This is a genomic window from Pseudoxanthomonas sp. OG2 (assembly GCF_014192765.1).
Lineage (GTDB): Bacteria > Pseudomonadota > Gammaproteobacteria > Xanthomonadales > Xanthomonadaceae > Pseudoxanthomonas_A > Pseudoxanthomonas_A beigongshangi.
Genome location: NZ_JACHYM010000001.1, coordinates 557,599 through 570,844 on the forward strand (window position 1 = coordinate 557,599; position 13,246 = coordinate 570,844).

14 protein-coding genes are annotated in these 13,246 nt (G+C 67.2%); 3 read left to right on the plus strand and 11 right to left on the minus strand.

All coding sequences use genetic code 11. The features are described from left to right. From pgaC to FHW78_RS02495, 3 genes are all read left to right on the plus strand, one after another. A complete protein-coding gene (pgaC, locus tag FHW78_RS02485) occupies window positions 1-1,248 on the plus strand; it encodes a poly-beta-1,6-N-acetyl-D-glucosamine synthase (protein WP_183637282.1) in 1,248 nt (415 codons plus the stop codon). Next, a complete protein-coding gene (gene pgaD, locus FHW78_RS02490) occupies window positions 1,245-1,712 on the plus strand; it encodes a poly-beta-1,6-N-acetyl-D-glucosamine biosynthesis protein PgaD (RefSeq protein WP_183637285.1) in 468 nt (155 codons plus the stop codon). Before pgaC ends, pgaD begins: the two co-directional genes overlap by 4 nt. Window positions 1,713-1,881: 169 nt before the next feature. Beyond that, the gene (locus FHW78_RS02495; RefSeq protein ID WP_343205565.1) at window positions 1,882-3,081 is read left to right on the plus strand and encodes an MFS transporter; all 1,200 of its coding nucleotides are present in this window, start codon (window positions 1,882-1,884) and stop codon (window positions 3,079-3,081) included. Between the two features lie 231 nt (window positions 3,082-3,312). Here FHW78_RS02495 and FHW78_RS02500 read toward each other — a convergent pair whose 3' ends face one another. Genes FHW78_RS02500 through FHW78_RS02550 form a run of 11 tightly spaced genes read right to left on the minus strand, consistent with a single transcriptional unit; the run spans window position 3,313 to window position 13,206 of the window. Next, a complete protein-coding gene (locus tag FHW78_RS02500; RefSeq protein ID WP_183637291.1) occupies window positions 3,313-4,572 on the minus strand; it encodes a glutamate-5-semialdehyde dehydrogenase in 1,260 nt (419 codons plus the stop codon). A 37-nt stretch (window positions 4,573-4,609) separates the two neighbouring features. Beyond that, window positions 4,610-5,752, minus strand: a complete 1,143-nt coding sequence (gene proB / locus FHW78_RS02505; RefSeq protein ID WP_183637293.1) for a glutamate 5-kinase — start codon at window positions 5,750-5,752, stop codon at window positions 4,610-4,612. Between the two features lie 22 nt (window positions 5,753-5,774). Further along, the gene (locus tag FHW78_RS02510; protein ID WP_183637297.1) at window positions 5,775-6,035 is read right to left on the minus strand and encodes a YciI family protein; all 261 of its coding nucleotides are present in this window, start codon (window positions 6,033-6,035) and stop codon (window positions 5,775-5,777) included. Next, window positions 6,032-6,388, minus strand: coding sequence for a cupin domain-containing protein (locus tag FHW78_RS02515; RefSeq protein WP_183637300.1), 357 nt, complete (start codon window positions 6,386-6,388; stop codon window positions 6,032-6,034). Before FHW78_RS02515 ends, FHW78_RS02510 begins: the two co-directional genes overlap by 4 nt. 3 nt (window positions 6,389-6,391) lie before the next feature. Then, the gene (argH, locus tag FHW78_RS02520; protein ID WP_183637303.1) at window positions 6,392-7,690 is read right to left on the minus strand and encodes an argininosuccinate lyase; all 1,299 of its coding nucleotides are present in this window, start codon (window positions 7,688-7,690) and stop codon (window positions 6,392-6,394) included. Continuing rightward, on the minus strand, window positions 7,687-8,658 hold the full coding sequence (gene argC, locus FHW78_RS02525; RefSeq protein WP_183637305.1) for an N-acetyl-gamma-glutamyl-phosphate reductase: 972 nt from the start codon (window positions 8,656-8,658) through the stop codon (window positions 7,687-7,689). The genes argH and argC overlap by 4 nt, the downstream gene beginning before the upstream one ends. Then, a complete protein-coding gene (locus FHW78_RS02530; protein WP_183637308.1) occupies window positions 8,655-9,272 on the minus strand; it encodes a GNAT family protein in 618 nt (205 codons plus the stop codon). The genes argC and FHW78_RS02530 overlap by 4 nt, the downstream gene beginning before the upstream one ends. A 1-nt stretch (window position 9,273) precedes the next feature. Next, window positions 9,274-10,590: an acetylglutamate kinase gene (locus FHW78_RS02535; protein WP_183637310.1), complete on the minus strand. Its 1,317-nt coding sequence runs from the start codon at window positions 10,588-10,590 to the stop codon at window positions 9,274-9,276. An 18-nt stretch (window positions 10,591-10,608) separates the two neighbouring features. Next, window positions 10,609-11,703 carry an acetylornithine deacetylase gene (locus FHW78_RS02540; RefSeq protein ID WP_183637312.1) on the minus strand — a complete coding sequence of 365 codons (1,095 nt, stop codon included), beginning with the start codon at window positions 11,701-11,703 and terminating at the stop codon, window positions 10,609-10,611. Further along, window positions 11,696-11,965 (minus strand): hypothetical protein, encoded by a 270-nt coding sequence (locus tag FHW78_RS02545; protein ID WP_183637314.1) that lies wholly within the window; start codon window positions 11,963-11,965, stop codon window positions 11,696-11,698. Before FHW78_RS02545 ends, FHW78_RS02540 begins: the two co-directional genes overlap by 8 nt. After that, complete coding sequence (locus FHW78_RS02550; RefSeq protein ID WP_183637316.1) at window positions 11,965-13,206, minus strand: argininosuccinate synthase; 1,242 nt, start codon at window positions 13,204-13,206, stop codon at window positions 11,965-11,967. The genes FHW78_RS02545 and FHW78_RS02550 overlap by 1 nt, the downstream gene beginning before the upstream one ends. Between the last annotated feature and the right edge of the window lie 40 nt (window positions 13,207-13,246).

The window sequence follows — 13,246 nt, forward strand, 5'->3', positions numbered from 1 at the left end:
ATGGACAAGATCCTCGCCGTCCTTTTCGAATTCGCCTTCCTGTATCCGATCATCATGTCGTTCTTCTGGATGTCGGGCGGGTTGTACTACTACTTCCGTCGCGAGCGCCACGCGCGCCAGCGCACCGATCCGCCGCCGCTGGCCGCCTTCCCGAAGGTTTCGATCCTCATCCCCTGCCACAACGAGGGTGACAACGCGGAGGAAACCATCGGCAGCGCGCTGCTGCAGAAGTATCCCGACTTCGAGGTCATCGCGATCAACGACGGCAGCCGCGACAACACCGCCGCCGTACTCAATGCCATGGCCGAGCGCCACGACCGGCTGCGGGTGATCCACCTGGATCGCAACCTGGGCAAGGCCAACGCGCTGCGCATGGGCGCGCTCGCCGCGCAGTCCGAATACCTGGTCTGCATCGACGGCGACGCGCTGCTGGACGAATACGCCGCGCACTGGATGGTCTGGCACCTGACCTCCGGCCCGCGCGTGGGCGCGGTCACCGGCAACCCGCGCATCCGCAACCGCTCGACCCTGCTGGGCCGGCTGCAGGTCGGCGAGTTCTCCTCGATCATCGGCATGATCAAGCGCGCCCAGCGCGTGTATGGACGCATCTTCACCGTCTCCGGCGTGATCAGCGCGTTCCGCCGCACCGCCCTGCACCGTATCGGCTACTGGGCCGATGACATGGTGACCGAGGACATCGACATCAGTTGGCGCCTGCAACTGGATCACTGGGACATCCGTTACGAGCCGAACGCGCTGTGCTTCATCCTGATGCCGGAGACCCTGAAGGGCCTGTGGCGGCAGCGCCTGCGCTGGGCGCAGGGTGGCGTGGAAGTGCTGCTGCGCCACGGCCGCGACTTCCTCAGCTGGCGCAAGCGGCGGATGTGGGGCGTCCTGCTCGAGTACCTGCTCAGTGTGCTGTGGGCCTACACGATGCTGCTGATCATCGTGCTGTGGGCGCTGGGCAAGTTCATCGCCCTGCCGCCGGCGCTGTACGTGCACACCATCCTGCCCTCGTGGCACGGCGTGATCCTGGCGATGGTCTGCATGGCGCAGTTCGCCAGCAGCATCATCATCGACCGCCGTTACGAAACCCAGGTCGGCCGCAATTACTTCTGGATGATCTGGTACCCGATGGCGTACTGGCTGCTGAGCCTGTTCACCACCGTGGTCGCGCTTCCCAAAACCTTGTTGAAACGGCGCGGCAAGCGCGCCACGTGGGTCAGTCCTGATCGAGGTATCCGATGAAATACGATTCCCGCCTCATCCGCAAACCGTATGCCCAGCCGCGCCTGAAGCGCGCGGCGTGGGGCTTCGTCACCGCCGCCTTCTGGGGGTTGTACATCTACCTGTGGCTGCCACTGGTCACCCTGATCCTGTGGCTGCTGGGCGTGCGCACGGCGTTCTTCGAGCTGTACACGCGCCAGCACCAGGTGGAGCCGTTCCTGATCGTCGCCATCCCGGTGATGGCCGCGGTCTGCGCACTCGCACTGATCGGTTGGGCCGAGTACAACCGCTGGCGCTTCGCTTCCCAGGATCGGCGTAGCCCGCAGGAGGACGTGGGCGTGGACGAGGTGGCCGAACGCCTGGGCGCTAGCCTGGCGCTGGCGAACCAGCTTGGCCAGTCCAAGGTCACCCTGCTGCACATGAACGATCACGCGATTCCCGAATCGATGAGCCGTCCGGCGCTGAGCGCCAACACCGGCGGCTGATCGCGGACCTCGCGCGGGATTGCCGGGACGGTGTGTCGCCTTGGCGGCACACCGTCGCCAGCGCGCATCGGCAATAATGTGGGCGATGAAATCCCCGCAACACGCCTCCCCCTCGACTTCCCCCTCCCCACCGGGTTCCTCCGTTCCGCTATGGTCCGGACGTGGCCTGATCCTGGCCGGCATCGTGCTGTCCGCGTTCAACCTGCGCACGGCGGTGACCTCGCTGACGCCGCTGCTGGACCAGTTGGGCCACCTGTTCGGTTTCGGTGCCACCATGACCGGCGTGTTCGGCATGTTGCCGACCGCCGCGTTCGCGCTGTTCGGCGTGCTCACGCCCGGCATCGCCCACCGCATCGGCCTGGAACGCACCGCGCTGCTGGCCATGGCGCTGGCCGCCGTCGGCCTGCTGCTGCGCAGCCTGGCCGGTGGCAGCGGCGCGCTGCTTGCCGCCTCGGCGGTGGCGCTGGCCGGCATGGGCATCGGCAACATCGTGCTGCCGCCGCTGGTGAAGCGCTACTTTGCCGACCGTGTGGGCACGGTCAGCACCCTCTACATCACCGTCCTGCAAGCCGGCACCATCCTGCCGGCCCTGCTGGCCGTGCCGGTGATGGCGGCCAGCAACTGGCAGATTTCGCTGGGTCTGTGGTCACTGTTCGCGGCGGCCGCGGCGCTGCCGTGGATCGGCGTGCTGTGGATCGAACGGCGCCACGACACGCCGATGGCGCAAATGCATGACCAGGCCGTCACCGGCGGCGACGAGGCACCGGAACTGTCCGCGCCCGCCGCACGCGGCCGGGTCTGGCGATCGCCGGTCGCCTGGGGCATGGCGCTGATGTTCGGCATGACCTCGCTGGTGACGTATTCGATGTTCACCTGGTTGCCGAAGTTGCTGATCGAGGCCGGCGGCAGCGAAGCGCTGGGCGGCACGATGGTCGGCCTGTTTTCCGCGCTCGGCCTGGTCGCGTCGTTGACGATGCCGGCGCTGGCGGTGCGGATGCGCAATCCCTATACGGTCGTGCTCGCGTGCGCGGCATTCTACGCGGTCGCCTTCTCCGGCCTGCTGTGGGCACCGATGGCCGCGCCGGCCCTGTGGGTGGCGCTGCTGGGCATGGGACCCAGTACCTTCCCGCTGGCGCTGACGATGATCAACCTGCGCACGCGCACACCGGCCGGATCCGCGTCGCTGTCTGGCTTCATGCAGGGCGTGGGCTATTCGCTGTCCTGCCTGGGACCGCTGATGTTCGGCCTGCTGCACGAGCATACCCACGGCTGGTCGTGGCCGTTCGGTTTCCTGGTGCTGTGCATTGGCGTGCTGCTGGTGGGTGGCTACCTGGCCTGCAAGCCGCGGTTCCTGGAGGATACGTGGTGAGAGGCCGGGATTGGGGAATCGGGATTCGGGATTCGGGATTCGGGATTGGTAGAAGCGTAGAGCCGAGCTTGCTCGGCTGCACTTTCCATCCGAAGCCGACGGAGCGGAGCGAGCTCCGCTCTACCGGGTGAAAAGCCAGGACTCAGGATTGGCGAACTGGCGAACGCGTAGAGCCGAGCTTGCTCGGCTGCGCTTTCCATCCGAAACCGACGGAGCGGAGCGAGCTCCGCTCTACAGCAGGTCGGGGTGGCGGACCTGGCCTTCGCCGCGGACGACAAAGCGTTCGACCGTCAGCGACTCGGCGCCCATCGGGCCGTAGGCGTGCAGGCGGGTGGTCGAAATGCCGATTTCCGCGCCCAGTCCCAGTTCGCCGCCGTCGCTGAAGCGTGACGAGGCGTTGACCATCACCACCGCCGAGCGCAGCGCCTGCACGAACCGGTCCGCGTTGCCCGCGTCGTTGGTGGCGATCACCTCGGTGTGATCGGAACCGAACCGGCGGATATGCGCGATGGCCTGTTCCAGGTCGTCCACCACCCGCACCGCGAGAATCAGATCGAGGAATTCGGCCGCGTAGTCGTCCTCGGTCGCCGCCGCCGCTTCCGGCATCCAGTTCCGCGCCGTCTCGTCTGCACGCAGTTGCACGCCGCGACCACGCAGCGCTTCCGCCGCCAGCGGCAGGAAGACCGGGGCGATGTCACGGTGCACCAGCAGGGTCTCCAGCGCATTGCACACGCCCGGCCGGGAAGCCTTGCCGTCGAGCAGCAGGCGCAGGGCCAGTTGCGGATCCGCGCTGGCGTCCACGAACAGATGGCAGACGCCCTTGTAATGCTTGATCACCGGCACCCGCGCGTGTTCGGCGACGAACCGGATCAGTCCTTCGCCACCCCGCGGGATCGCCAGATCGATGACGTCGTTGAGTTGCAGCAGTTCAACCATGGTCTCCCGCCGCAGATCGTCGACCAGGGTCAGCGCCGCGTCCGGCAGTCCCTGCGCACGCAGCGCGCCGCGCAGCGCCGCCGCGATGGCGGTGTTGGAATGGATCGCCTCCGAGCCACCGCGCAGGATCACCCCGTTGCCGGCCTTCAGGCACAACGCGGCCGCGTCCGCGGTGACGTTGGGACGCGCTTCGTAGATCATCGCCACCACGCCGAGCGGCACGCGCACGCGCCGGATGCGGATCCCGTTAGGGCGGATTTCCTCGCGGGTCACCTGCCCGACCGGATCAGGCAGATCCGCCACTTCGCGCACGGCGGATGCGATCCCGGCCAGGCGCTTGTCGTCGAGCTTCAGCCGATCCAGCATCGCGCCGGTGATGCCCTTGGCGGCGGCGGCTTCCATGTCGCGCGCGTTGGCGGCCAGGATCGCTTCGCGGTCGGCCTCCAGCGCGTCGGCCATCGCCCGCAGCAGCGTGTTCTTGGCGTCGCTGGACAGCTGCGCGATGGAATGCGCGGCGTCGCGGCATTGCAGGGCCTGTTGCTGGATGGTGCTCATCGTGTTCGGTCCCGTTGCTGGTATTCGTATGGCCGGCTCAGAGCACGACCAGATCATCGCGGTGCACGACGTTCTCGCCGTAGCTGTAGCCGAGTATGGCTTCGATCTCGCGCGAGTGCCGGCGGGCGATGCGGCGGATGTCGATGGCCGAGTACTGGCTCACGCCGCGCGCGATGCACTGGTCACCGCCCTCGCGCAGGCGCACCTCGACCATGTCGCCGCGACGGAAATCGCCTTCGGCGCCGACCACGCCCCCCGGCAGCAGCGAAGCACCGCGCTCGCGCACCGCGCCGGCCGCACCGGCATCGACCAGGATCGCGCCGGTTTCCACCGGTACGTTGCGCAGCCAGTACTTGCGCGCGGCAAGGCGGTTCTGGGCCGGTCGGAAGCGGGTGCCGTGCAGGCGCCCGGCCGCCAGCGCGGACAGGGTCTCGGCGCGGGTACCGTTGAACAGGAAGGTTTCGATGCCGGCCGCCGCCGCCTTGGCCGCGGCTTCGAGCTTGGTGTGCATGCCGCCGGTGCCGACCCCGCTGCCGGCGCCACCGGCCATGGCGAAGAATTCGGGCGTCAACGCTTCCACGTCGAGTATGGGCCTCGCATCCGCATGCGTGCGCGGGTTGGCCGAATAGAAACCGTCGATGTCGGTGGCGATGAACAGCGCATCCGCATCGACCAGCGCCGCCACCACCGCGGCCAGGTTGTCGTTGTCGCCCAGCTTCAGTTCGTCCACCGACACGGTGTCGTTCTCGTTGATGACCGGCAACGCGCCCAGCGCCAGCAGTTCCTGCAGGGTGGCGCGGGCGTTGAGATAGCGCCGGCGGTTGCGCAAATCGTCATGGGTGAGCAGCACCTGCGCGACCGGACGCTCGAAGAAGCGCTGCCACAGGCCAATCAGCTGCGCCTGCCCGAGCGCGGCCAGCGCCTGCCGTTCCGCCATCGCGACGCCCGCGGCCGGCTTGCGATGCAGCAACCCGCGTCCGGCGGCGACCGCGCCGGAGGACACGATCACCACTTCACGGCCGACCAGCAAGCTGGAGGACACGAACTGCGCAAGATTGAGCGCATGCCTCGGGCTCAGCCCCTCGCCTTCGTTGGCCAGCAGGCTGCTACCGACCTTCAGCACGGCGCGCTTCCACGTCGGAAGGATCTGCGCAGCGAACGGAATGGCGGCGTGGCTCATGTCGGACTCGGTGGCGGCTTTTTCAACGGGTGTTCCATTCGTACACGGTCAGCAGCGAACTGCCGGTGACCGCCAGCGGATCGCGCGCGGCGATGGCGCGTGCCTCATCGAGCGAACCGATGCCCGCCAGCAGATAGGCGCCGCCGCTGCGATCGCTGAAACCGCCGGTCATTTCCAGCAGGCCCGCCTCGCGCAGGCCATCCAGGAAAGCGTGGTGCGGCGCGATGACGTCATCGCGGAAGTCCGGCGTGCGCATCGCCATCACCAGGTAACGGGTCTTCATGCACGATTCTCCGGCGCGGGATGGCGATCGCCGTGCGCACGCGGGGACGAAATCACCAGGAAGCGCGCATCCGTGCCGCCACCGTTGCGCATCCGGTGCGCCTGCCCCGGCGCGACGTGCAACCCCTGCCCGGCCTGGAGCAGGGAAACGGCGCCTTCCACTTCCAGTTCGGCCTGCCCATCCAGCACGTAGAAGAACTGACGCGCCTGGGCGTGGAAATGTCTGACTTCCGCCGTACCCGGCGGCATCCGCTCCTCGATCACGCTCAGGCCCGCATCCTTGAGCAGATGCCAGCCATCGCAGCCCTGGCCCCACGCGTAGTGTTCGGCATTGGCGCGACTGACCGGCGACATGAGTCAACCCTCCAACGCGACCAGGCGCCGGCGCAGGGTATCCAGCCGCAGGTCGGCGGCGGCGCCCGGCGACACCCGCGCATCCAGGCTGCCTTCCGGGGTACGTCCCTGCCCGGCCGTGTCCGCCGCTGCGGCAGCGGCCTTGTAGGCCTCGCGGAAGGGTATGCCCGCCACCGCGGCTTCCACCGCCACGTCGGTCGCGTACATGCCCGAATCGATCGCCGCGCGCAGCCGGTCCTCGCGCCATTCCAGGTTGGCCAGCAACGCCGGCAACAGTTCCAGCGCCGGCAGGCCGCGACTGAAGCCATGGAAGATGGCACCCTTGCTGGCCTGCAGATCGCGGTGGTAGCCGGATGGCAGCGACAGCAACTGTTCGATCTCGGTGCGCGCCGCCGCCACGCTGGCGTGGGTGGCGCGCATCAGTTCGATCACATCGGGATTGCGCTTGTTCGGCATGATCGAACTGCCGGTGGTGTACTGCGCAGGCAGCGCGACGAAACCGAATTCGGCGCTGGTGAACAGCGACAGATCCCAGGCGATGCGGCGCAGGTCCAGGGTCGCGGCGCCGAGTGCTTCCAGCGCGGCCATCTCGAACTTTCCGCGCGAGAGTTGCGCGTAGATGGGGCTGATCTGCATGCGCTCGAAGCCAAGCGCCACGGTGGTGTGCTCGCGATCCAGCTTCAGATTGACGCCATAGCCGGCCGCGGTGCCCAGCGGATTGGCATCGACCAGTTTGAGGGTATCGCCGGCACGGATGGCGTTGTCGATGAACGCCTCGGTCCAGCCGGCCCACCACATGCCCGCCGACGACACCACCGCCCGCTGGATATGGGTGTAGCCGGGCAGCGGCAGCGATTGCTCGGCCACCGCGCGATCCAGGGCGACCTTGGCGACCTCGCGGCACAGCGCCGCCGTGCGCGCCAGCTTTTCCTTCAGCCACAGGCGGGTGGCGACCAGGATCTGGTCGTTGCGGCTGCGGCCGGTGTGGATCTTGCGGCCGGCGTCGCCCAGACGCTCGGTCAACCGCGCCTCGATGGCGGAATGGCCGTCCTCGTAGCGCTCGTCCAGTACGAAGCGGCCGGTGCTGAAATCCTCGGCCAGTGCAGCCAGCTCGCGCTTCAGCCCGGCCAGCTCGTCCGCCGACAGGATGCCGATATGTTGCAGCCCCTCCGCATGCGCGGTACTGGCCTGGATGTCGTGCAGGAAGAATTCGCGATCCAGCAACACGTCGTCGCCGGCCAGGAACCGCTGGATTTCCGCGTCGACCGTGACGCCGGGCTTCTGCCACAACAGGTCGCTCATGCCCTGCCCTCCTCGTGATGGAATGTGTCCACCGGAATGCTCTCCAGTTCGTCGAAGCCGAAGGCGCGGTTGAGGTTCTGCATTGCCTGGGTCGCCGCGCCCTTCAGCAGGTTGTCCAGGGTCGCCACCACCACGATGCGCTTGCCACCCGGCGCCACGGTGAATCCACCGATTTCCACACCATGCCGGCCGGCGATGCGACTCACCCATGGCGCGTCATCAGTAACGCGGACGAGCGGTTCGCCGGCGTAACGCTGCCCGTACAGATCGCGCATGTCGTCCCGCTTGACCGCCTGTTGCAGATACAGGTTGACCGTCATGGTGATGCCGCGAAAATGCGGCGCCACGTGCGGCATGAACTCCACCGGCACGCCCAGGTGCCGGCTGACCTCGCGTTCGTGCATGTGATCGGTCAGCGCGTACGGCATCAGGTTGTCGCGCAGCAGCTCGACATTGTTCTTGTCCGACGGCGTGGTGCCGGCGCCGGAGTAGCCGGAAACACCAAAGCACTGGGGGGGGCCTGCCAGTTGGTCCAGCACCGGCGCGATCGCCAGTTGCATCGCGGTGGCATAGCAGCCTGGATTGCTGATGCGTTTCTGCCCGGCATAGGCGTCGCGCGTCAGTTCCGGCAGGCCGTAGTACCAGTCGGAGTTGAAGCGATAATCGGCGGACAGGTCCACCACCACCGTCTCCGGCGCCTGCGTATCGATGGCGGCGACCAGTTCGGCCGCCTTGCCGTTGGGCAGCGCCAGGATCACGGCGTCGGCACCCCTGCCGCCGACCTGTTCATGGCTGAGGTTTTCGTAGCGCAGTTCGCCGGCGAAATCGGCGATGTGGTCGCTGACTTTCTGTCCGTCCAGCTCGCGCGAGGACACGAACGCCAGTTCCAGTTGCGGATGGCGGGCAATCAGTTTGATCAGTTCGGCGCCGGTATGTCCGCGCGCGCCGACGATGCCGACGGTTTTCATGGGGAGGACTCATGCTGGGCCAGGCGCGAAAGCAGGTTGCGCTTCACCGCCGGCCATTCGTTGTCGAGGATGGAGAAAATGACGGTATCGCGCGGGCTGCCATCGGCATGACGCCGATGGTTGCGCAGCACGCCGTCCTGTTTCGCGCCCAGGCGGGCGATGGCCGCGCGCGAGCGCTGGTTGAACCAGCTGGTCTCGAACATCACGCTGATGCAGCCCAGCGTTTCGAACGCATGGGTCAAGAGCAGGAGTTTGGCTTCGGTATTGAGGCCGGTACGCTGCACCCGCGGCGCGTACCAGGTGTAGCCGATGCTGACGCGCGGCACCGTGGGTTCCAGATCATAGAAGCGCGTACTGCCGACGATGTCGCCGACGGCATCCCGCACCACGAACGGCAGGATCCTGCCCTGCGCCTGGGTGGCGAACACGCCATCCAGGTAGGTGTCGACCTCGGCCGCGCGCGGCACATTGGTGTACCAGAGCGCGGCCAGGGCATCGCCTTCCAGTGCCGCGCGCAGGCCGTCCGCGTGTGCGCGCTGCAGCGGTTCCAGGCGTGCGTGGCGTCCTTTCAGCCGCGGGACCTGCTGCCAGAGGCCAGTCGTGTCCGCCGTCATCTCAATCCACCAGGGTCGGCTGGCGCGTGCGGCAATGGGCCACGCAACGCTCGATGTCGTCGAAGCTGTCGATGCCATACCAGAACACCTTCCACTTCTCCTGCTTGTAGCAGCCGTCGGACTCGGCGTAGTAGAAGATGTTGACCGGATTGTTGTGGCGCGAACGCCAGAACAGCTGCGGGTTTTCCTCGCGCATCACGTGCCAGACCGCACGCCCGAGGCCTTCGCCCTGCGCGTCGTCGAGCACCGCGAACTTGTCCAGGTAGGCGAAGCCGTCCTCGTGGGTCAGGATCAGCGCAGTGCGATAGTTCTCGCTGATGTAGACGCGATGCGGCGCGGTGCGCTCGAAATAGTCCGGCAGCAGGCGCCGCCCGAAACTCGATTCGATCAGCTCGCGCAGGCGCTGCCGATCCACGCCTTCCCAGGAATCGAAGCGCAGCACCCGTTCGCCGCGCCGCACCAGCGTGCCGGAGCCGCGATGGGTGAACAGTTCCTTGGCCAGTTCCGCCGGCTTGGTGATCGACACCGACGAGGTCAGCGGCAACTTGTCCAGCAGGTCCTTGATCTGCTCGATCTTCACCCGCATGCCGCCGTTGATCCACGGCTGCGCCATCAGTTCGTCGTACTCGGTGGACAGGTTGATCGAGTCGATGACCTTGCCGTCGGCGCCCAGCAGGCCACCGGTGCCGGTCAGGAAGATGATCTTGTAGGGTTGCAGCACCTGCACCAGTTCGTTGGCGGCGAAATCGGCGTTGATGTTGAGGATCTGCCCGCCGACGGTCTCGCCCATGCTGGCGATGACCGGAATCGAGCCGGCGTGCAGGCTGGCCTCGATCGGCGCCAGATTGATGCGGGTGACGTCGCCGACCAGGCCGTACGTCGGCTGGTCCTTGTATTCGGCCTCGAACACGCCGGACACGATCGAGGTCGCCCGCGCGCCGCCCTGCTGCAGGGCCTCCACCAACGCCAGGTTCTGCTGCAGGAACACCTTGCGCACGATCGCCAGCACTTCCGGCGTGGTCACGCGCAGGCCGTTGACGGTCTGCTTGACGATGCCGGCGGCGTTCATCTCCTCGTCCAGCTGCGGGCCGGCGCCGTGCACGACGATCGGGGTCAGGCCGACTTCCTGCAGGAAGGTCAGCGAGGAGGTCAGCGCCTCCAGGTCGTCGCGCAGCACCGCGCCGCCGACCTTGACCACGGCGAAGCGCTTGGCGTCCAGCTGCGAGAAGCGCTTGACGTACTGCGAAATCTCCTTCGCACTGGCCATGCTGGAGAGCAGCCGGATGATGGTCTGCCGGGTTTGCTTGTTCGATTCCATCGTTTCTGCGGGTCTCGGTTATGCGGTGAAAATCCGCTGCACGGTGGCGGCGTAGTGTTGAAGCTGGTCGAGCGCGACCCATTCGTCGGCGGTATGCGCCTGGGCGATGTCGCCCGGGCCGTACACCAGCGCGGTCAGGCCGGCCTGCGAGAACAGCGAGGCCTCGGTCCAGAAGTCCACCGCGTTGCCGACCGGCAAGCCGAGTTCGTCGGCCAGATCGCGCGCGGCCAGGCGTCGCTCCTCGGCGCGGGCGACGTCGCCTGAAGGCAGCGATGGGCCGCGGAAGGTCTCCTCGTACTCGGCCAGCGCATCGGGGTTGGCGAACGCGCGGAACTGCGCGTGCAACGCGTCCATGTCCTGCGACGGCAGCGGCCGGAAGCCGAACCGCACTTCGGCGCTGGGCGCGATCATGTTGGCCTTGATGCCGCCCTCGACCCGGCCGATGTTGAAGCGCAGTCCGGTCAGTCCACCAAAGCGCAGGTGGTGCTGGGCCTGCACGTGATCCAGCGCGGTGGTGCCCCAGCGCATCGCGTTGTGCAGCGCGCTCAGCGACAACGCGTTCTCGGCCGAAGCGTGCCCGGCCTGCCCCTTGAACGCCATCCGCACCGCGCTGATGCCGCGATGCGCCAGCACCGCCTGGCCCTGGGTGGGCTCGGCGATGATGGCTTCGCTGAAACCATGATCGCAGGCGAGGAACGCCGCGATGCAGCGCGGGTCGTTGGCTTCCTCGTCGCTGGAGAACAGGAACGCGGCATCGCCCGAGGTGACCTGCGCGGCGGCGATCAGGCTGGCGGCGGCGCCCTTGATGTCGCAGGCGCCCAGGCCAATGGCGCGGTCGCCCTCGACCCGCAGCTTCAGCGGATCGGCGGTCCACGCCGGCGACGAAGGCACCGTGTCCAGGTGCACGTTGAACACCCGCTTCGGCTGCCCGCGCACAGCGAACAGCGACACCGCGCCGGCACCATGGTCGATCACCTCGACATTGAAGTCCGGCAACTGCGCGCGGATGTAGTCGAAGATGCCGCCGGTGGTGATGGCGCGCGGCGGATTGCGGGTGTCGTGGGACACCAGCTGTTCGAGATGACGCAAACTGCTTTCAAGCAACTCACTCATTGGAGCCCGCCCTTGTCTCGTGCTGTTCTAGCCATATCCGGACACCCGGATGATGCTCATCTATGGTCGCGATCGTCCGTGCGATATCTTCTACATGCGCGAACGAAATCGAATCGGAGAAGCGGGTCAGCGGCACGCCCTGGTGACTCCTGAAATCATTCTCGGAGATCGCGGCCGCGCTACACCAGACGGCGCCACCAGCAGCGGCCGCCAAATCCAACGCTTCCCGCAAGCCCGAACGCGTTCGCGCCAGAAAGACCATCAGCGGTTGATCTCGGCCCACAGCGTGCTGCTCATGCCGAACAGCTTGATGAAGCCTTCCGCCTCCTCCACGCCCCAGTCGGCCGACTGGGCGTAGGTCGCGCCCTTTGCATTGAGCAGGTGCGGCGACTTCACCGCCACCGCGTCGACGCGGGCGCCGCGGGTTTCCAGCACGACCTCGCCATTGACGGTCGCCTGCGAGGACGCCAGGAAGGCTTCCAGGTCGGTCTTGATCGGATCGTGGAAGAAGCCTTCGTACACCACCTCCACCCACTTGCGCGCCACTTCCGGCTTGAAGCGGTTCTGCTGCTTGGTCAGCACCGCCTCCTCCAGCGCGCGGTGCGCCGCCAGCAGGGCGATCAGGCCCGGTGCTTCGTACACGATGCGGCCCTTCAGGCCGATGGTGGTGTCGCCGGTGTACATGCCACGACCCACGCCATACGGGGCGAACAGCGCGTTCAACTTCGCCAGCAGTTGGGCGCCGTCCAGCGCCTGGCCGTCCAGGCTCACCGCTTCGCCCTGCTTGAAGCCGACGGTCACGCGCAGGGCCTGCTCCGGCCACTCGCTGCGCGGCGCGCACCAGCCGCGCGCACCTTCGCCCGGGGCTTCCCACTTGTCGATCTCGCCGCCGGACAGGGTCACGCCCAGCAGGTTCTCGTTGATGGTGTAGCTCTTCTGCTTGGCGCGCACGCCGAAACCGCGCTCTTCCAGGTACTGCTGCTCGTAGGCGCGGGTCTGGGTGTGCTCTTTCTGGATTTCGCGGATCGGCGCGACGATGCGGTAGTCGCCCGACGCCTTGACCGCCAGGTCGAAGCGGACCTGGTCGTTGCCCATGCCGGTGCAGCCGTGGGCAATCGCGTTGGTGCCAAGTTCGGCGGCGCGCTTGAGCGCGGCATCGACGATCAGGTAACGGTCGGAGACCAGCAGCGGATACTGGCCCTGATAGCCCTCGCCCGCCCACACGAACGGCTTGACGAAGCCGTTCCAGATCGCCGGGCCGCCATCCACGGTGACGTGGCTGGCCGCGCCCAGTTCGGCGGCACGCTGTTCGATATAGGCGCGTTCCTCGGCATCCACGCCGCCGGTGTCGGCGAACACGGTATGCACAGCCCAGCCGCGCTCCTGCAGATAGGGAATGCAGAAGCTGGTGTCGAGGCCGCCGGAGAAGGCGAGGACGATGTCCTTGGAGCCGGGATTGGGGGTTGGGGATTGGGGATTCGTGGAAGCGTTCGATTGCGACATGGGGGTATCTCTCAGTTGAAGTTGGTCAGGGACGCCGGAT